General features: G+C 71.8%; 21 protein-coding genes. 14 read left to right on the forward strand and 7 right to left on the reverse strand.

The window, feature by feature from the left end:
• Positions 1-14 precede the first annotated feature (14 nt).
• Positions 15-1,445 (forward strand): ABC transporter ATP-binding protein, encoded by a 1,431-nt coding sequence (locus IE277_RS19245; RefSeq protein ID WP_229881778.1) that lies wholly within the window; start codon positions 15-17, stop codon positions 1,443-1,445.
• Between the two features lie 7 nt (positions 1,446-1,452).
• Here the strand turns inward: IE277_RS19245 and IE277_RS19250 are convergent, their stop codons facing one another.
• Positions 1,453-1,866, reverse strand: a complete 414-nt coding sequence (locus tag IE277_RS19250; RefSeq protein WP_189954040.1) for an ArsR/SmtB family transcription factor — start codon at positions 1,864-1,866, stop codon at positions 1,453-1,455.
• A 252-nt stretch (positions 1,867-2,118) separates the two neighbouring features.
• On the opposite strand from IE277_RS19250, the gene IE277_RS19255 reads away from it, so the two are divergent.
• A complete protein-coding gene (locus IE277_RS19255; RefSeq protein WP_189954042.1) occupies positions 2,119-2,847 on the forward strand; it encodes an MgtC/SapB family protein in 729 nt (242 codons plus the stop codon).
• A complete protein-coding gene (locus IE277_RS19260; protein ID WP_189954044.1) occupies positions 2,844-3,170 on the forward strand; it encodes a hypothetical protein in 327 nt (108 codons plus the stop codon). Before IE277_RS19255 ends, IE277_RS19260 begins: the two co-directional genes overlap by 4 nt.
• Before the next feature lie 4 nt (positions 3,171-3,174).
• Here the strand turns inward: IE277_RS19260 and IE277_RS19265 are convergent, their stop codons facing one another.
• Complete coding sequence (locus tag IE277_RS19265) at positions 3,175-3,696, reverse strand: GNAT family N-acetyltransferase (RefSeq protein ID WP_189954046.1); 522 nt, start codon at positions 3,694-3,696, stop codon at positions 3,175-3,177.
• Here IE277_RS19265 and IE277_RS19270 point away from each other — a divergent pair.
• The 5 genes from IE277_RS19270 to IE277_RS19285 all read left to right on the forward strand — a co-directional run bounded on the left by IE277_RS19270 (position 3,695) and on the right by IE277_RS19285 (position 6,428).
• Entirely contained in the window at positions 3,695-4,285 is a 591-nt protein-coding gene (locus IE277_RS19270) for a helix-turn-helix domain-containing protein (RefSeq protein ID WP_189954048.1), read from the forward strand. The genes IE277_RS19265 and IE277_RS19270 overlap by 2 nt on opposite strands.
• Positions 4,282-4,668, forward strand: a complete 387-nt coding sequence (locus tag IE277_RS47245; RefSeq protein WP_229881779.1) for a hypothetical protein — start codon at positions 4,282-4,284, stop codon at positions 4,666-4,668. The genes IE277_RS19270 and IE277_RS47245 overlap by 4 nt, the downstream gene beginning before the upstream one ends.
• Entirely contained in the window at positions 4,638-5,366 is a 729-nt protein-coding gene (locus IE277_RS47250) for an MFS transporter (RefSeq protein WP_229881781.1), read from the forward strand. The genes IE277_RS47245 and IE277_RS47250 overlap by 31 nt, the downstream gene beginning before the upstream one ends.
• A gap of 154 nt (positions 5,367-5,520) precedes the next feature.
• Positions 5,521-5,736, forward strand: a complete 216-nt coding sequence (locus IE277_RS19280) for a hypothetical protein (protein ID WP_189954050.1) — start codon at positions 5,521-5,523, stop codon at positions 5,734-5,736.
• 173 nt (positions 5,737-5,909) lie between these two features.
• On the forward strand, positions 5,910-6,428 hold the full coding sequence (locus tag IE277_RS19285) for a DUF2231 domain-containing protein (RefSeq protein ID WP_189954051.1): 519 nt from the start codon (positions 5,910-5,912) through the stop codon (positions 6,426-6,428).
• 12 nt (positions 6,429-6,440) lie between these two features.
• Here the strand turns inward: IE277_RS19285 and IE277_RS19290 are convergent, their stop codons facing one another.
• Positions 6,441-6,863, reverse strand: a complete 423-nt coding sequence (locus IE277_RS19290) for a CBS domain-containing protein (protein ID WP_189954053.1) — start codon at positions 6,861-6,863, stop codon at positions 6,441-6,443.
• Positions 6,864-7,019: 156 nt separating this feature from the next.
• Between IE277_RS19290 and IE277_RS19295 the strand changes: the two genes are divergently transcribed.
• Positions 7,020-7,682, forward strand: coding sequence for a dienelactone hydrolase family protein (locus tag IE277_RS19295; protein WP_189954055.1), 663 nt, complete (start codon positions 7,020-7,022; stop codon positions 7,680-7,682).
• An 87-nt stretch (positions 7,683-7,769) separates the two neighbouring features.
• Here IE277_RS19295 and IE277_RS19300 read toward each other — a convergent pair whose 3' ends face one another.
• Complete coding sequence (locus tag IE277_RS19300; protein WP_189954058.1) at positions 7,770-8,876, reverse strand: CapA family protein; 1,107 nt, start codon at positions 8,874-8,876, stop codon at positions 7,770-7,772.
• Positions 8,877-9,161: 285 nt separating this feature from the next.
• Between IE277_RS19300 and IE277_RS19305 the strand changes: the two genes are divergently transcribed.
• The gene (locus tag IE277_RS19305; RefSeq protein ID WP_189954060.1) at positions 9,162-10,196 is read left to right on the forward strand and encodes a sphingomyelin phosphodiesterase; all 1,035 of its coding nucleotides are present in this window, start codon (positions 9,162-9,164) and stop codon (positions 10,194-10,196) included.
• Positions 10,197-10,282: 86 nt separating this feature from the next.
• Here IE277_RS19305 and IE277_RS19310 read toward each other — a convergent pair whose 3' ends face one another.
• Positions 10,283-11,863, reverse strand: coding sequence for an alpha/beta hydrolase (locus tag IE277_RS19310; protein WP_189954061.1), 1,581 nt, complete (start codon positions 11,861-11,863; stop codon positions 10,283-10,285).
• A gap of 272 nt (positions 11,864-12,135) precedes the next feature.
• On the opposite strand from IE277_RS19310, the gene IE277_RS19315 reads away from it, so the two are divergent.
• Together IE277_RS19315 and IE277_RS19320 are read left to right on the forward strand one after the other, a co-directional pair.
• Positions 12,136-12,951 carry an SAM-dependent methyltransferase gene (locus IE277_RS19315; RefSeq protein ID WP_189954064.1) on the forward strand — a complete coding sequence of 272 codons (816 nt, stop codon included), beginning with the start codon at positions 12,136-12,138 and terminating at the stop codon, positions 12,949-12,951.
• Between the two features lie 125 nt (positions 12,952-13,076).
• Entirely contained in the window at positions 13,077-13,661 is a 585-nt protein-coding gene (locus tag IE277_RS19320; protein WP_189954066.1) for a GNAT family N-acetyltransferase, read from the forward strand.
• Between the two features lie 21 nt (positions 13,662-13,682).
• Here the strand turns inward: IE277_RS19320 and IE277_RS19325 are convergent, their stop codons facing one another.
• Positions 13,683-14,540: a winged helix-turn-helix transcriptional regulator gene (locus IE277_RS19325; protein ID WP_189954068.1), complete on the reverse strand. Its 858-nt coding sequence runs from the start codon at positions 14,538-14,540 to the stop codon at positions 13,683-13,685.
• Positions 14,541-14,658: 118 nt separating this feature from the next.
• Here IE277_RS19325 and eno point away from each other — a divergent pair, with 118 nt between their 5' ends.
• On the forward strand, positions 14,659-15,942 hold the full coding sequence (gene eno, locus IE277_RS19330; protein WP_189954070.1) for a phosphopyruvate hydratase: 1,284 nt from the start codon (positions 14,659-14,661) through the stop codon (positions 15,940-15,942).
• 60 nt (positions 15,943-16,002) lie between these two features.
• Here eno and IE277_RS19335 read toward each other — a convergent pair whose 3' ends face one another.
• A complete protein-coding gene (locus IE277_RS19335) occupies positions 16,003-16,695 on the reverse strand; it encodes an ArsR/SmtB family transcription factor (RefSeq protein ID WP_189954072.1) in 693 nt (230 codons plus the stop codon).
• Positions 16,696-16,766: 71 nt separating this feature from the next.
• On the opposite strand from IE277_RS19335, the gene IE277_RS19340 reads away from it, so the two are divergent.
• Positions 16,767-18,290 carry an MBL fold metallo-hydrolase gene (locus IE277_RS19340; RefSeq protein WP_229881783.1) on the forward strand — a complete coding sequence of 508 codons (1,524 nt, stop codon included), beginning with the start codon at positions 16,767-16,769 and terminating at the stop codon, positions 18,288-18,290.
• The last annotated feature ends 73 nt before the right edge of the window (positions 18,291-18,363 follow it).

Genomic DNA, 18,363 nt, shown 5'->3' on the forward strand with positions numbered 1-18,363 from the left:
ATTTGGAGCACGTCATGGTGCTGAACGCCCTGCGCCGGCTGCGCGCCGACCGCCAGGCCCACGCCGGCCTCGCCCATCTGACCGCCGACCGGCCCCGCCGGCCGGCCGACGGCGAGCTGCTGCTGGAGAGCGTCGGCCTGACCAAGTCGTACGCCGGCGCCGACGGCGAACTGCCGGTCCTGTCCGGCATCGATCTACAGGTCCGCGCCGGTGAGGTCGTCGCCCTGCTCGGCAAGTCCGGCTCGGGCAAGTCCACCCTGCTGCGCTGCCTGGCCGGGCTGGTGCCCGCAAGTTCGGGCACCGTCGCCTACAAGGGCACCCCGCTCACCGGTGCCAACCCGGGTACGGCCATGGTGTTCCAGACGTTCGCGCTGCTGCCCTGGCTGACCGTGCAGCAGAACGTCGAACTGGGCCTGGAGGCCAAGGGAGTTCCGGCCGCCGAGCGCGCGGACGCCGCCCGGCAGGCCATCGATCTGATCGGCCTGGACGGCTTCGAGTCGGCCTATCCCAAGGAGCTGTCCGGCGGTATGCGCCAGCGCGTCGGCTTCGCCCGCGCCCTTGTCGTGGAGCCGGATGTCCTGATGATGGACGAGCCGTTCTCCGCCCTCGACGTCCTGACCGCCGAGAATCTGCGCGGCGAGCTGATGGAGCTGTGGGAGTCCGGCCAGTTCCCCACCCGCGCCATCGTCCTGGTCACCCACAACATCGAGGAGGCCGTGCTGATGGCCGACCGGATCGTCGTCCTGGGCGCCCGCCCCTACGGCACGATCCGCGAGGTATTCGAGGTCGGCCTGGAGCGCCCTCGCGACCGTGACTCCGACGCCTTCGAGGATCTGATCGACCGCGTCTACCGCACCATGACGGGCCGCCAGAAGGAGGGTCGGGTCCCCGGCCGGCACGAGGCGGTCGAGCTGGAGAAGCGCACCCCGGCGAACACCCCGCTGCCCCCGGCCAGCGTGGACGGACTGTCCGGGCTCGCCGAGATGGTGCTCGTCCGCGGCGGCCGGTGCGACCTGGCCGACCTCGCCGACGAACTCGGCCTGGAGGTCGACGATCTGCTCCCCCAGGTCGACGCCCTCGACCTGCTCGGCTTCACCACGCTCAGCGGGGACGACCTGCTGCTGACCGACACCGGTACGGCCTTCGCGGACGCCGATGTGCAGGAGTCGAAGAAGATCTTCGCCGAGGCGGTCCAGCGCGCCCCGCTGGTCACGCTGATCACAAAGAGCCTCAGGAACAACTCCGACGGCACACTGCGCGCCGGGTTCTTCCGCGATCTGCTGGCCCATCACTTCACGGCCGAGCAGGTCACCCGCCAGCTGGAGACGGCCACCGACTGGGGCCGCTATGCCGAGCTGTACTCCTACGACGCCGAGCCGCAGGAGTACCACCTCGACGAGAGCGACGACACCCGTCTGGCCGCCACCGCCGCGGCGCGCGACTGAGGCGGCGTCAGTGCTCCGCGGCCGGCCGCCGGGCCCTGGCGACCCGGGCGGGAGCGCTCTGCCGCCGCGCGGCGGCCGCCTCCACGGCCTGCGCCGCCTCCGGGTGCCCCGGGGCCGGCACCGCGTCCGTGGCCAGCACCGCGCTCTCCAGCAGCGCCCGCACCTGCGGGCCGGCGGCCCGGTAGAAGATGCGGGTGCCCTCCCGCCGGGAGGTGACCAGTCCGGCCGCGCGCAGTTTCGACAGATGCTGGGAGGTGGCCGCGACATGTGCCTCGATCAGCTCGGCAAGGCGGCTGACCGGCAGCTCCCGCTCGCTCAGCGCCCACAGCAGGCGGTAGCGCGACGGGTCCGCGACCGCCTTGAGCACCGCCACCGACCGCTCGGCCCGCTCCTCGTCCCATGACGCTACTTGCGCTTCCATGCAAGTATGGTAGCCGGTGATGCACACGCCATCTCGGGGCGCGCTAGTTGCGTAGATGTGCAAATATAGAGGGAAGCCCGTCGAGGAGGAGGTGAGCGACATGGATCGCAGCAGTAGTCCGGGCCGTCACCGGCCCCACATCCCCGTGTCCCCCCACTCCTCGGGCATCCGGTAACCCCCGGCTCCACAGCCGACCAGGCGGCCGCCATGCCCTCGACCTGTCCCGCTCCGGCGGGGCGAGGGGAGGTTCCCATGGCGAACCTGACCACCTTCGACTTCGCACTCCGGCTCGCCGTCGGCGTGACCTGCGGCGCCCTGATCGGCGTCGAGCGGCAGTGGCGTGCCCGCATGGCCGGACTGCGCACCAACGCCCTGGTGGCCGTCGGCGCCACGCTCTTCGTCCTCTACAGCGAGGCCGTCGGCGACACCGGCAGCCCCACCCGGGTCGCCTCCTACGTCGTCTCCGGCATCGGATTCCTCGGCGGCGGCGTCATTCTGCGCGAGGGCGGCGGCGTGCGCGGCCTCAACACCGCCGCCACCCTGTGGTGTTCGGCGGCGGTCGGCGTCCTCGCCGCCTCCGGCCGCCTCGCGCTGTGCCTCATCGGAACGGCCACCGTCCTCGCCGTACACATGGTGCTGCGCCCCGCGGGCCGGCTCATCGACCGCGTTCCGCAGCGCGACCCCGACAACGAGGGCGTACGGGCCACCGTCCACCTCATCTGCGAGCGCGCCGCCGAGACACATGTCCGGGCGCTGCTGTCGCAGGCACTCGCCGGTGACGGGCTCGCGCCCACCGGGCTCAGGGTGCGGCGCGACGAGGAGGGGAGCACCAGCCTGCGGGCCGCGGTGGCCCTGAACGGCGACCCCGCCCGCGCCCTGGAGCAGCTCATCGCCCGTCTCTCCCTGGAACCGGGCGTGCGCGACCTGCACTGGCACCTGGACGACACATCCTTCGACACGGAGCGGGAGGCGGTGGCATGAACGACCTCGACACCACGGCGAACGACAGCGCCGGGCGCCGTACCGGCCGGCGCGCCGCGCGCCTGGCCGCCCGCGACGCCGTGCGCCAGGCAGCCCGGCAACTTGCGGCGGACGCTCCGCGGCTCACCGCCGGCTCCGCGAGCGCCCTGCGGGCCGGGCTCGCCGTCCGCTCGGCGTGTCTGCGCCGGGCCGCGCTCACCGCCTGGCTCAACGGCGTACCCGAGCAGGTGATCGCGGCCGACGGGCATGTGCCCGTGACGGTCGTACGCCGCTGGATCGCCGCGCGCTACGGGCGGCACCCGGACGACCCCCGGGCGGGCTGACGCCTCAGGTCAGGGGCAGGCGCATGAGGGTCAGGTCGAGCCAGCGGCCGAACTTGGTGCCGACCTCGGCCACCGTGCAGACGTTCTGGAAGCCGCATCGTTCGTGCAGCCGGATCGAGGCCGTGTTCCCGGCCTCGATGCCGGCGATCATGACGTGGTGCCCGGCCTCGCGGGCGGCGGTGACGAGGGTGGCCAGCAGCGCGGATCCGATGCCGAGGCCGTGCCGGTCGGCACGGACGTAGACCGAGTTCTCCACCGTGTGCCGGTATCCGGCGAGGTCCCGCCATGGGCCGTAGACCGCGAACCCGGCCACCTCGCCGCCGGTCTCGGCCACGAACGCCGAGCCGCGCTCCAGGTGGGCGGCCAGCCAGGTGACGGCTTCGGCGGGGGTCTGCGGGGTCTCGGTCCACAGGGCCGTCGAGTGTTCGACGGCGTGGTTGCGGATCGCGCGGACGGCCGCCACGTCCTCGGGCCGGGCGGGACGGACGGCCACGACCGCCGGGCCTCTTGCGTATATTGATGACATGTCCAATATAGTAGATCCCCTGGTGGAGCGGATCGCCGCACGTGTCCGCACCGAGCGGGAACGCCGCCGGTGGACCCTTGCCCAGCTCGCCGACGCGTCCGGCGTGTCCCAGGCCATGATCAGCCGGATCGAGCGCGGGGAGAGCAACCCCACGGCCGTCGTCCTCGGCAAGCTGTCCGCGGCGTTCCAGCTGGGCGTCGCCTCCCTGCTCGCCCTCGCCGAGGGGACACGGGACGACGCCGAGGACACGGCGGGTGTGCGCCGCGGGACGGACACGGCCGAGTGGCGCGACCCGGCGACCGGCTACCGGCGTCGGCAGATCACCGGCCCGCACTTTCCCGCGGAGATCGCCGAGATCCGTCTGCCCGCCGGCGCCCGCGTGCCGTATCCGGCCGCCGCCTTCGCCTTCGTACGGCAGGTCGTCTGGGTCCTCGACGGACGGCTCACCTTCCAGGACGGTGACACGGTCCATGAACTGGACGCGGGCGACACCATCGAGCTGGGCGAGCCCGCCGAGCGCGTCCTCGCCAACACCGCCGACGCCGAGTGCCGTTACGCCGTCATCCTCACCCGCGGCACCACGCCGTGACCCGGCCGCTCCCCCGCGGCGGCACGCTTCTCCTGGCCCCCATAGCCGGCACGGCGATCGCGAACAACTACGCACTCCAACCCGAACTCACCACGGCGGCCGCCGACTTGGGCGTCCCGCTCGCCGTGATCGGCCTCGTGCCGACCGCCGCGCTCGCCGGCCGCATGACCGGCTTCGCGCTGCTGCTGCCGCTCACCGACCAGCTCGCGCCCCACCGCCTGGTCGGCGTTCGGCTCACCGTCCTGGCCGGCGCCCTCACGCTCGCCGCGGCCACGTCCGGCGCGACCGTGCTGCCGGCCGCCACACCCCGGCAGGGCGCCGGGGGACGGGCGTCGCCACGATGGCCGCCGGCATGTCGGCCGGCATCCTGCTCAGCCGTCTGACGGGCGGGACCCTCTCCGACCTCCTCGGCCGGCGGCGGATGCTCCTCGCCTTCGCCGCGCTCCCTCCGTTGCCGCGCCGGTTCCCCGAGCTGCGCCGCGCGGTGGCCGTGGGCGGGCTGTGGTACTTCGCCTGCAATGTCATCCGGGTCGCTCTCGTCCTCGCCCCGGCCCAGCCGCCCCTTTCGCTCGGGCCGAGCGCCATCGGCCTGTACAGCCTGGCCGGACTGCTCGGCTTCGCGGCGTTCCCGCTGACCGGACGCCTCACCGACCGGCACACACCGGCCACGGTGACCACCGGCTGCGTGCTCGCCACCGCGGCCGGCACGGCGCTGCTCGCCCTCGGCCTCGGCAGCCCGCTCGTCACCGGCCTCGGGCTCGCCCTCTTCGACGCCGGCTGCTTCGCCGCCCAGGCCGCTAACCAGAGCCGGATCATCGCCCTCGCCCCCGCCCGTCCGGCAGCCTCAGCAGCGTCTGCCTCGTGCTGTACTTCACCGTCGGCGCGATCGGCACCGCTGTCGCCGCACCCCTCCTCGACGCCCTCGGCCGGCAGGGCACCACCCTCACCGCACTCACCGCGCTGCTCCTCGCCGCCGCCGGGGGCCTGGTGTAAGACGCACGGGACTCGACGGGAACACGCTCCTCACATGCAAGTGGCCGGCCTGCGGGCGGAGTTGACGCGAAACCCAGGGACGCCGTGATCCGGCCGGGCACCGCCGCGGCCGCCGCCCCGATTGCGGGGTGAGCCGCGAGGCCATCAGGATGTTTTCAGATGGTGTCCCTCCGTCGGCGCGGGCCTGTCCGGCCCTGGTCGGCCGGCGGGCGGCGCACCGTTCCCACGACAAGGAGCACGGCATGGCGACGGACCCGGTCGGACGATTCATGGCGGCCCTGGACCCGGACCACCGGGAGGCCGTAGGCGCCAAGCCGCGTCAGGAGCAGGAGCGGCTCGCGGCGGCCTGGGAGCGGGAACTGGAAGTGGATGACGAGCTCGACACCCTCGACGAGCTGTCTCCCCCGGCGGCCGAGGCCGAGGCGGCCCGCCGTGTCCTGGGCCGGCCGGCCGGCTAGGGCGTGTTGCGAAAGTCCCCCGCTCCCCCGGCACCCACTCAGGTCTTCGGCAGAGCCCACGGTCACTGGTGCGGGCGGCAGTGACCTCCTGAGCGTGGTGGGGCGGCTGAGAGCCGACTGAGAGTTTGCCATGGCAGGCTGGCGCGGCCCCGTCCCCCTTCAGGAGCGCCCGGATGACTCTGATCAATGGCCTGCCCGCCCACGTCCTGCTGGTCCACGTGGTCGTCGTACTGATACCCCTGACCGCGCTGGCCCTGGTGACGGCCGCACTGTGGCCGCGCGCCGCCCAGCGGCTGGGTCTGCTGCTGCCGCTGCTGGCTCTCGTCGCCCTGGCGAGCGTGCCGCTGACCACGAACGCCGGTGAATGGCTCGAACGGCATGTGGACGACGACCCCCTGGTCCGCCGGCACACCGAGCTGGGCGACGGTCTGCTGCCGTGGGCCCTGGGCCTGTTCGTGCTGGCCGCGCTCGTGTGGTGGGCGGCCCGGCGTACTCCGGCGGAAGCGGAATCGGGGCAGGGCGGCGGCCTGCGCTGGTCCGCCCTGCCGGTACGGATCGTCGTCGGCGTGCTCTCCCTGGCCGTCGCGGCCGGTGCGGTGGTCGACGTCTACCGGATCGGCGACTCCGGGGCGAAGGCCGCGTGGCACGACGCCTACTCGAAGACGGCGACAGATTCCAAGGACGGCTCCTGATCGCGTACGGGATCAGGCCGCGTACACGCGCTGGACGAACTCCGCCAGCTGGTCGTCGCCGAGGTGCCGGGCGATGTCGGTCTCGCTGATCATTCCGATCATGCGCTTGTCCTCGACCACCGGGAGCCGCTTGATCTGGTGGCCCTCCATCTCCCTGAGCGCATCGGAGATGTCCGAGCCGGCGTCGATCCAGCGCGGGGTGCCCTCGCACAGGTCGCCGCAGGTCATCTGCGCGGGGTCATGGCCGAAGGCGACACACTTCAGCACGATGTCGCGGTCGGTGATGATGCCGCACATCCGGTCGCCGTTGTCCGGGTCGGCGACCGGGAGTGCGCCCACGCCGTGGTCGCGCATCAGCTGCGCGGCGCGGTCCAATGTCTCGTTCCGGGATATCCACTGGGCACCCCGATGCATGATGTCCTTCGCAGTCGTCATCGCTCGTCCCTCCATCTCAAGCACGGAAAACTCCGGGACAGCCTGCAGCCATCGTGCGCGCGGCCGGGTTGCGATGTCTTGTTGGGCTTTCAATCGTGGTAGGTGGTACGACAGGAGTACCGAGGTCTTCGGAGTCCTTCGGGGAAGATGATGGCCATGAAGTCCCAGACGGTGGTGGTGCCGGCCGACGGTGCCGAGCTTCCAGGTGATCTCGTGATGCCGGAGTCCGCACGGGCCGTGGTGCTGTTCGCGCACGGCAGCGGCAGCTCCCGGCACAGTCCGCGCAACCGGGCCGTCGCCGCCGCGCTGCGGGAGGCCGGGCTGGGCACCTTGCTGATCGACCTGCTCACCGAGGAGGAGGAACGCCGGGACGTCATGACCGCGGAGCACCGCTTCGACATCGCTCTTCTGGGACGTCGCCTGGAGGCGGCCATGGAGTGGCTGGGCGCCCGGCCCGGCACCCGGGCCCTGCCCGTCATCCTCTTCGGTGCCAGTACCGGCGCCGCCGCCGCGCTCCGGGCCGCCGCCCGCCGCCCCGACCCGGTCCTGACCGTCGTCTCCCGGGGCGGGCGGCCCGATCTGGCGGGCGACGAGGCGCTGTACGCGGTACGCGCGCCCGTCCTGCTGGTCGTCGGCGGCCGGGACACCGAGGTGCTGCGGCTCAACGAAGAGGCCGCACGGCGGCTCCGGGCCCCGCACTCGCTGCGGGTGATCCCGGGAGCCACCCATCTCTTCGAGGAACCCGGCGCTCTGGAGCAGGTCGCCGGCGCGGTGCGGGAATGGTGCGAGGAGCGGCTGGACGCGGCAGCGGCTCAGTAGCGGGGCAGAGGTTCGGCAGCGGGACAGGGGTTCGGCAGCGGGACAGGGGTTCAGCAGCGGGACAGCGGTGCAGCAGCGGACCAGGGCTCAGTGGCGGACAAGGCCGAGCATGCCGTCGGGGCGTACGCCGACGCGTACGCCGTGGCCGATCCGGTCGAGGGTCGCCCGCAGCCAGGCGCGGTCCTGCTCCACCGCGGTCTCCAGCCGCATCCGGCGGGCCTGGAGCGGGAACATCCGCATCTCGGTGAGGCATCCGGTGTCCGCCGCCGTCGAGACGAGATAGCCGAGCCGGAGGTCGTCGCGATACGCCTCGTGGCCCGAGATGCCCTCGTAGTCGTCGATGAAGTCGCCGCAGCCGTAGAGGATGAGCCGGTCCCGGTACACCTCGACGGGACGGGGATGGTGCGAGGAGTGCCCATGGACGATGTCGACGCCGCCGTCGACCAGGGCGCGCGCGAACCGCCTCTGGTCGCGCGGGACGGGATATCCCCAGTTGGCACCCCAGTGCACCGACGCCACCACGATGTCGCCCGGCCGCCTCGCCCGCCGTATCCGCCGCAGAACGGCCTCGGCGGTCTCGGTGGACAGCTCACGGACGTAGGCGACACCCGGCCGGTCGGCCGTCGCGGCCCAGTCCGGCGGGATGCCGCTGGACAACGCCCCGAGCGCGAAGAGCAGGATGCGGCGGCCCGGTGCGAGCGGGATCCGCGCCGGCGCGCAGGCCGCGTCGGCGTCGCGTCCCGCGCCGGCGGTCCGCACGCCCGCTCCCGCGAGCACGTCGAGTGTCTCCACCAGGCCCGGTCTGCCGAAGTCCAGCACATGGTTGTTGGCGAGCACGCACACGTCGGGCCGGGCCACCGTCACGGCGGGCAGGTTGGCCGGGTGCATCCGGTAGTGGACCGCCTTGCCCGGCCAGAACGCGTCGCTGCGTGTGACGGCCGTTTCCAGGTTCACGATCCGGGCGTCCGGGGCGGCCCGCTCCAGCACCCGCAGCGCCTCGCCCCACGGCCAGGCGGGGTCGACCGGTGCGGGGATCGGACCGCTGACCGCCTCTGCCGACTCCACATACGACCGGGCGTCGCTGACATAGTCCTCGCGCAGCACCGGACTTCCGGGATGCGGGAGGATCTGATCGACGCCGCGCCCGAGCATCACGTCCCCGCACAGGAACAGCGTCACCACATCGCCGCCCACACCCCCACACTAGCCGCGCCCCCCCGGGCGGCCCCGGCGCGCGCGTTTCCCTCCTGCTGACCAGCGCTTCCGGTCACGCTGTGCGCACGCTGTGGGCCGCTGCTCGTACTGGCCGGTGTGATCCGCTCGCGATGGACTGAACTTGTCCATACACCTTTTCTCCACGGACAGATCCATCGATGTTCCCTCGGACGTACCGGCAAGCCCCTAGAGTCACGCTGTCATGTACGCGACTCGACCCAATCACGGGTCGGGACCACTACCCCACCGTCACCTGGAGAGCGCATGGTCTCGCGTCGTACGGCTGTCACCCTCACCTCCACAGCGGCAGCCATGCTGCTCGGCCTCAGCGGCTACACGGCCCCCGCCGCGAGCGCGGGCACCAGCACCGACCTCTCGGTGTTCGCGTGGAACGTCGACCTCGGCACCCCGATCGTCGACAGCACCCAGCACGAGAAGGCGGCCCAGCGCACCCCGACCATCGAGTCGATCATCCGCAAGCACAGCGCGGACGTGGTCGTGCTGGACGAGGACTTCAACAACACCTCGACCGCCGACATCACCAGCAAGCTCGCCGACCTCTACCCGTACCACACCCCGGTCGTCGGGCAGACCTGCTCCGGGGGCGGCTGGACGGGCATCAGCGGGGACTGCTCCAACTCGTTGTTCGTCATCAACGGCGGCACGATGATCCTGTCCAAGTACCCGATCAGCGCGCAGTACGCCCACGTCTTCAGCAACTCCACCTACGGCACCTGGGACTACCACGCCAACAAGGGCGCCGCGCTGGCCCAGATCGACAAGGGCGGGGTGAAGAGCTGGGTGGTGGGCACCCATCTGCAGGCCGACGAGTCCGACACCTCCACCGACACCACGCAGTCCACCCGGCTGGCCCAGCTCAAGGAGATCCGCTCCTGGGCCGACGGCATCGCCGGTTCCAGTGCGCCGGTGCTGATCGGCGGCGACATGAACGTGGAGTACTACGGCGGACAGTCGCGCGGCGACTACACCAACGCCCAGAGCGCGGTGAACGGTGTGCTCGGCACCCCGGCCACCGACCCGGACCAGACCCTGCGGACCATGGACTGTCCGGTCGCCTCCTGGTGCCAGTACATGTCCGGCGTCGAGTCCTTCCCCAAGGACTACCGGGACGACCTCGACTATCTCGGCTATCTGAACGCGCCCGGCCGCCCGACGCCGGCCGGGATGTCCGCCGTCAAGGTGGACTTCGACCCGCAGTCCGGCTGGACCAGCGGCCAGCTCGACACCAACGCCCCGAGCGACCACTACCCGGTCGAGGCGACGTTCCAGCTCAACTGACCCCCGGAGCAAACAGCGCACAACCCCCGGGTACCGCCCGGGGGTTGTGCGCCGCCACCCTGCGCTCGGCCGGTGGCTTCTCGGTGTCAGAAGCGCGGGGCCTGCGGTGTGTGCGGCGCGGCCGGCACGAGCTGCTGGTTCACGCCGGGGCTCGGCCGGCCCGACACCTTGCAGGTGACGTCCTTCGTCGGCAGCTTTCCGGTGCTCAGATACGCGTTGACGGTGATGTCGGCGCAGGCGCGCGGGTCGCCGGAGTAGACGCCGTGGCCCTCGCCGCCTTGGACGTACACCATCCGCGAGCCCTTCAGGGCCCGGTGCATGCCCAGGCCGCTGACCAGAGGTGTCTGGGAGTCCCACTGGTTCTGGACGGTGAGCACGCCGACCTTGTTGTCGACGGCGGTGACAGCCTCGGCCGGCTTGCTCCAGTACGCGCACGGCATGATGTTGGACGCGATGTCACCGTAGACGGGGTACTTGGCCTTGTCCCGGATCGCGTCACGCCGGTACTGCTCGGGGTTGCGCGGCCAGGCCGAGGTGTCCCCGCAGACCACGGTCCAGAAGGCGGCCGTGCCGTTGTCGGCGGGCACCTGCGCGGCGAAGCCCGTGGACCGGTGCGCTTGCTGCGGGGTGTCCGGTGCGAGCGAACGGCCCGGCGTGGCATGGCCGTTCGCGGCCTTCTTGAGGTTCATGACCGACTCGGCCGCGCCCTTGGGCGTGAAGAACTCGGCACGCAGTTCGGCGCGGATGTCGTCGCCGGTGACCTTGCGGCCGCCGTCGTCGATGGGTGAGCGGTCGGCTCGGGCGATCAGGTCCCAGAACGTCTTGTTCACCTTGGCCGGGGTGTTGCCGAGTTTGTAGGTGCGGTCGTGCCGCGCGGTCCACTTCGTCCAGCGGGCGAACGCCGGCTCGGTGCCCTCAGCCCACACCTGGATCATGCCGCGCCAGACCCGTGCGGGGTCGACCGCGCTGTCCAGCACCCAGCGGTCGGTCCGCCGGGGGAACATCTGCGCGTAGACGGCGCCCAGGTAGGTGCCGTAGGAGTAGCCCAGGTAGGAGATCTTCTTCTCGCCCAGGACGGCGCGGATGACGTCCATGTCGCGGGCGGTGTTGCGGGTGGTGATGTACGGCAGCTTGTCGCCGTTCCTGGCGCGGCACTTCTCGGCGACGGTGCGCGCCCAGGTGACATCACGGTTGAACGTCTCGGGCCGGTAGGCGTGTTGGAAGTCCTGCTCCGTTTCCGTGAGCCCGCAGGTGACGGGGCTGCTGTGGCCGACGCCACGCGGGTCGAAGCCGATGAGGTCGTACTGCTGGAGGACGTTCTTGGGCAACGCGCCCTTCATCATGACCGGCATGTCCAGGCCCTCGCCGCCCGGACCGCCGGGGTTGAAGAGGATCACACCGTGCCGCTTGCCCGCAACGCTGGTCTTCATCCGGGAGATGGCCAGGTCGATCGTTCTGCCGTCGGGGCGGCGGTAGTCGAGGGGCACCTTGATCGTCGCGCACTGCAGGGCGGCGGGCTGCGAGGAGTCGCAGCGGTGCCATGCCGGCTTCTGGTTCTCGAATCTGTTCAGCGGTTCCGCCGCGGATGCCTGCGCCGGAGCGAGGGCCGCGAGCAGCGTCGCCGTGACGCCCGAGGTGATCAAGGGCGCCACGCGTCGTATCCGCACGATGGCCGTTCCTTTCTGTCAATGTTCAGGACCCCACGACCTTTTCGTGTCGGCGCGGGTGTGCGGATCCATCTGCCGGGCGATCCTTCTACGACTCCAGATGTACGCGGAAAGAGACGTGCGGAGGAGAACCTGCGCGGGCTGTTCGCCGTACCCCAGTCCGGTGGGGCCTGCGGAACGGAATCCGAACCGGTAGGCGAAAGGCGGGCATTCGGACGTAGGTTGTGCCATGAATGATCCAACGCCTCGACTGAGAAGACGGACAGCGACCCATGACCGACCCCGCGAGGGCACCCGAACCGGCGATGCGCCAGAAGATCGACACATCGGTGCCGCACTCCGCCCGCATCTGGAACTACTGGCTCGGCGGCAAGGACAACTACCCCGTCGACGAGCAGGCCGGTGACGCGTACACCGCCGTCTTCCCCGGTATCGTCACCATCGCCCGCAGCAGCCGGGCCTTTCTGCGCCGCAACATCACCTATCTGGTCCGTGAGGCGGGCATCCGGCAGTTCCTGGACGTCGGCACGGGTCTGCCGACCGCCGACAACACCCATGAGGTCGCCCAGCGGCTCGCTCCCGAGGCACGGATCGTCTACGTCGACAACGACCCGATGGTCCTCGCCCACGCCCGTGCCCTGCTCTTCTCCTCCCCCGAGGGCGCGACGGCCTATATCGACGCCGATGTGACGGATCCGGACCGGATCCTGGCGACCGCCGCCGAGACCCTCGACTTCGACCGCCCCGTCGGGCTGATCCTGAGCAACATCCTGGGACATGTCGGCGACTACGCGCAGGCCCGCTCCATCGCGGCCCGCCTGGTGGACGCCCTGCCGTCGGGCAGTCACCTCTCCGTCAACGACGGTTCCCGCGGTGTCGACCCCGTCTTCGAGCGGGCCCAGGACGCCTACAACAACAGCGGCGCCGTTCCGTACAACCTGCGCACCGTCGACGAGATCACCACGTTCTTCGACGGCCTGGAGCTGATCGAGCCCGGCGTCGTCTCGGTCACGCAGTGGCGTCCGGAGCCCGGCGCGCCGACGCCGGAGGTCATCGCCGAACACGGCGGCCTCGCCCGCAAGCCCTGACCCACGGCCCCGGGTCCCGTGACCGTCCCCCGTCCATCCGGCCCGGCCCGGTGAACGGGGGACGGCCCAGCGCGCGTCAGCCGCAAACCACTTGCGCGCGCCGCGCACATCACGAGAATCGGCGCGTGCGTATTCTGTCCTTCCCCGAGCAAGCCACCCCTCTCCCCTTGCGTGTGCAGGTGCGGGAACTCCAGGAGCAGGCGTGGCCCTCTCCGCCGGGCTCGCCCGCCCCGGCCGACGCCCCGTCCCACGATCCCGCGCTACGGCCGTTGTCGATGCTGCTCGTCGACGAGGAGTCGACGGTGCTGGCGGCTCTGGACATCCTGACCAAGGAGATCGTCCACGCGGGCCGGCGCTTTGCTGCCGGAGGACTGAGCACCGTCGTGGTGGGGCGGGTGAGCCGTGGTCAGGGGTACGGACGCCGACTGGTGGCGGCGGCCCGCGAGACGATGATCACCGGCGGGCTCGATCTGGGTCTGTTCACCTGCGACAGCGAGCTGCGGGCGTTCTACGAGAGCGCCGGCTGGGAGGTTCTGCCCGGCGCCGTCCTGATCGGCGGCACACCGGAGGATCCCTTCCCCAGCGACCGGCCCGGCTTCGACAAGGTCACCATGGCCGGCTTCTTCTCGGCCGACGCCCGCCGCGCCGAGGCGTCCTTCCGGCACAGCTGTATCGAGTTGTACCCCGGGCAGATCGACAAGCTGTGGTGACACCGGCCGGCCCGGCCTGCCTCAGCGGCATTCGGTGGCCAGACGCAGGCTCCGGGACACTTCGTGCGGGATGTCGGCGACCGGGAACAGGGTGTGCCGGACGATGCGTTCGGCGTCGACGACGAGGATCAGGCGCTTGTGCCGTAGACGGCCCGCGCCGCGGAAGGTCGGCAGCCGCAAGGCCGCGGACAGCTGCTGCCCGGCGTCGGACAGGAGGTCGTACGGGACCTGTTCCGCGCGGGCGAACTCGGCTTGTTCATAAGGGAGTTGGGTGCTGATGCCGCGCACGTCGACGCCCGCCCGCCGGAATGCGGGCCAGGCGTCGCAAAAGAGCCGGTTCTCCAGGGTGCAGCCGGGGGCTCCGGGGATCGGCTCGCCCCATTCGACTCCGGTGCCCGGATAGGTGAACAGCACGGTCGCGGCCGCGTCGGGCCGGACGAGGGGCAGGTCGGCGCCCTGTGTGCCCGGCAGTTCAAGAGCGTCGGGCAGCCGGGTGCCGGCCAGGGCGTGGACGCGGGCGTGCTCGGCGCTGTCGTCCGCGGCCGTCGCGGTGACACTGCCGTCGCCGAGCACCCAGCGGTCGCCCCAGTCCTGCATGGCGACGAGCAGGGGCAGCAGCCCCACGCCTGCTTCGGTGAGCAGGTATTCGTAGCGCACCGGGCGCCGTTGATACAGGCTGCGCTGCAGAACGCCGTGGGCGACGAGCCGGCCGAGCCGCTCGGTGAGGACCTTGCGGGACAGGCCGATCTCCGCGGCCAGCGCGTCGAAGCGGACGTGCCCACGCGCGACCTCCCGCAGCACCAGCACGTTCCACCAGTCCCCCAGGACCAGCGCGGCCTGGGCGATGCCGCAGGTCTCGTCAGCGTTGTGCATCCTCATGCACCCATAGTAGGTTCCTTTTCGGGACTCACTTTGTTTGTCATCGGAACTTTCCTGGGCGCATTTCCAGAGAATCCGTCGCCCGCCGCGAGGCGGGCCCAGCGTGAGGAGTTGCAGCGTGACCGCCATCAGCCGGGTCGTGGCACGAGAGATCATCGACAGCCGGGGCAATCCCACGGTCGAGGTCGACGTGGAACTGAAGGACGGCTCCCTCGGCCGCGCCGCCGTCCCGTCCGGGGCCTCCACCGGCGCCCGGGAGGCCGTCGAACTGCGTGACGGCGACCCGGCCCGCTTTCACGGCAAGGGCGTGCGGCGGGCCGTGGACGCGGTGAACGAGAGCATCGCGGACGCCGTGGCGGGACTCGACGCCGAGGACCAGGCGACCGTCGACGGCGCCATGATCGAGCTGGACGGCACGGCCGCCAAGGCACGGCTGGGCGCCAACGCGCTGCTGGGCGTCTCACTGGCCACCGCCAAGGCCGCCGCGGCAGCGCACCGCCTGCCGCTGTACCGCTATGTCGGCGGCGTCGACGCCCGGCTGCTGCCGGTGCCGATGATGAACATCGTCAACGGCGGCGCCCACGCCGACAATCCGCTGGACTTCCAGGAGTTCATGATCGCCCCCATCGGCGCGGCCTCCTTCGCGGAGGCCGTCCGTATGGGCTCGGAGGTCTTCCACACCCTGCGCAACTCCCTGCGCGCCGCCGGCCACAGTGTGAACGTCGGTGACGAGGGCGGTTTCGCGCCCGATCTGCGCACCGCCGACGAGGCCCTGGAGTTCGTCGTACGCGCCATCGAGGAGACCGGCTACAAGCCCGGCACGGACATCACCGTCGTGATGGACCCGGCCACCTCCGAGTTCTTCCGCGACGGTGTGTACGACTACACGGGCGAGGGGGTCCGGCGCACCCCCGCCGAACACGCCGACTATCTCGCCGGCCTCGTCGAGCGTCACCCGGTCGCCTCCATCGAGGACCCGATGGCCGAGGACGACCACGCGGGCTGGCGCGAGCTGACCGCCCGGCTCGGCGACCGCTGTCAGCTCACCGGCGACGACGTCTTCTGCACCAATGAGGCGCTGCTGCGCGCCGGCATCCGGGACGGGATCGCCAACTCGATCCTGGTCAAGGTCAATCAGATCGGCACCCTCACCGAGACCCTGGCCACGATCGCCACCGCCCACCGCGCCGGCTACACGGTCGTCATGTCCCACCGCTCGGGCGAGACGGAGGACACCACCATCGCCGACCTCGCCGTGGCCACCGGCTGCGGCCAGATCAAGACCGGTTCGCTCTCCCGCGCCGACCGCACCGCCAAGTACAACCAGCTGGTCCGCATCGAGGAGGAACTGGGCACCCAGGCCCGCTACGCCGGCCGCGAGGTCCTGGGCCTGCGCCGCTGACGTTCCGTTCCCGGATCGGATCGCTTCGGGGCCGACGCGGGCGGAGCGGGAGCGCGTCGGTCACCTCAGCTCCGCCGCGTCCACGGGCATCTCTGCCAGGCGCCATTCGAGCATGCCGTCGCTCAGCCGAATGGCGCGGCGCCCGTGGTCGGTCAGCAGGCGTACGGCGTCGTACGCGAGGACGCAGTACTCACCGCGGCAGTACACGACGATCTCGGTGTCCTCGGGCAACTCGTTGATGCGGTCGGCCAGTTCACCGACCGGGATGGAGAGCGCACCGGGGATGTGTCCGGCCCGGTACTCCGCCACGGGCCGGACATCGAGCACCGTCGCCCGCCCCGCCGCGACACGCGCCCTGAGTTCCTCGCGGGTGACCTCCTCGGCTCCGTCGTCTCCCAGGTAGGCGTCGCGGGCGGCGGGTACGGCGGCCTGGTGCCGCTCCGCGACCTTGCGCAGCAGGGCGAACAGCAGCGCGACATCGTCCCCGGCGAGCCGGTAGTGGATGCGTACGCCCTCCCGGCGGGTGGTGACGAATCCGGCCTGTTTGAGCGTCTGCAGGTGGGCCGAGGCGGTCGTCAGGTTCAGCCCGGCCGCCTTCGCGAGGGCGTCGACGGTCCGCTCGCCCTGAGCGAGCAGGTCGAGCAGTTCCAGGCGCTTTCCGCCGGCCAGGGCCTTGCCGCTGGCCGCGAAGGCGTCGTACAGCCGCGCCTTCGAGCCGGTCCCCTTCGAGCCGGAATCCGTCGTGCCCGTCATGACGTCCCCACCTTCCTCCATAAATCCATGGAATATTGTAGAGGGCGGACCGGCACTTCGGAGAAACCGCCGTGGGCTTCGCCGACGACCATCTGATCCCGCTGGTGGACGAGGGGCTGGGCAACAGCGCCTACCTCGTCGACCTGGGCGACGCCCGTGCCCTGGCCGTGGACGCGAGCCGCGATCTGCGCGCCCTGCACTCCGCGGCCGTCCGGCGCGGGCTGCGCGTCGCGTTCGCGGCCGACACTCATCTGCACGCCGACTTCCTGTCCGGCGCCGTCCAGCTCGGCCACGGCCACGGGGCCACCGTGCTGGCCTCGGCCGCCGGGCGCCGCGTCTTCGCGCATCGGGGCCTCGCCGACGGCGACGAGGTCGAGCTGGGCGGGCTGACGCTGCGCGCGCTGGCCACCCCCGGGCACACCGACGAGCACCTGTCCTTGCTGCTGCTGGACGGCGAGCGCCCGCTCGGGGTGTTCACCGGCGGCTCCCTGATCGTGCACGCGGCCGCCCGCACCGACCTCCTGGGCGCCGTGCGCACCGAGGAGCTGGCCCGCGCGCAGTACCGCTCGCTGCGGCGGTTGATCCGGCTGCCGGACGAGACCGCGGTGTGGCCCCCCCATGGCGCGGGCTCGTTCTGCTCCGCCCCGCCCAGCACCGCGCGCACCAGCGCCATCGGCGCCGAGAAGCGGTCGAACCCGCTGCTCGCCGCACCCGACGAGGACGCCTTCGTGGCCCGGCTGATCGCGAGCCTCGGCAGCCACCCCACCTACTTCGACCGGCTCGCCGAGCTCAACCGGCGCGGCCCCGGCGTCCTGACCGGCGTACCGCCGCTGCCCGCCCTGGAGGCCGGGCAGGTGCGTGCGCTGCTCGCCGACGGCGGCCAGGTCGTCGACGTCCGTCCCGCGGCGCGGTATGCCGCCGCGCATATACCGGGGTCGCTCTCCATCCCCCTGCGCGGCCAGTTCGCCACCTGGCTGGGCCGGCTCCTGCCCGACACGGCGCCCGTCGCCTTCGTGGTCGACGAGGACCAGGACGTGCCGGAGATCGTCTGGCAGGCGTACAAGATCGGTTACGAGTGTCTCGCCGGCCGGCTCTCGGGAGGCATCGCCGCCTGGCGGGAGGCCGGCCTGCCGACCTCGGCCGCCGCGTTCGTCACCGCCGACCGGGCGCCCGCCGCTCCGTACGTCGACGTACGGCAGGAAGCCGAGTACACCGCCGGGCACGTCGCCGGCGCCCGCCACCTCGAACTCGGCGCCCTCGCCGCCCGCGCCGCCGAGGTCCCGCGGGGCGCGGTCGTGGCCTGCGGACACGGGGAGCGCGCCATGACCGCGGCCAGCGTCCTGGAACGCGCGGGCCACAGCGGACTCACCGTGCTGGACGGCGGGCCGGGCGACCACGCCGCCGCCCACGGCGGGCGCCTCGTCGAGGGCGGCACCCGATGCGGCACGACGACCGCGTCCCCGGCCGGGCCCGTGCGGCTGGGGCTCCGGGAGAACCGGCTGCAGTTCACGCTGCTCGTCAGTTCACGCTGCTCGTCATCGTCAACGTCTGTGTCGGCGGCCTGGTCGGTCTGGAACGCACCACCGTTCCGCTGATCGGCGCCCACACCTTCCGCCTCGGCGATGACCTGGCCGTCTTCTCCTTCATCATCGCCTTCGGACTCACCAA

The organism is Streptomyces alanosinicus (genome assembly GCF_014650595.1).
GTDB lineage: Bacteria > Actinomycetota > Actinomycetes > Streptomycetales > Streptomycetaceae > Streptomyces > Streptomyces alanosinicus.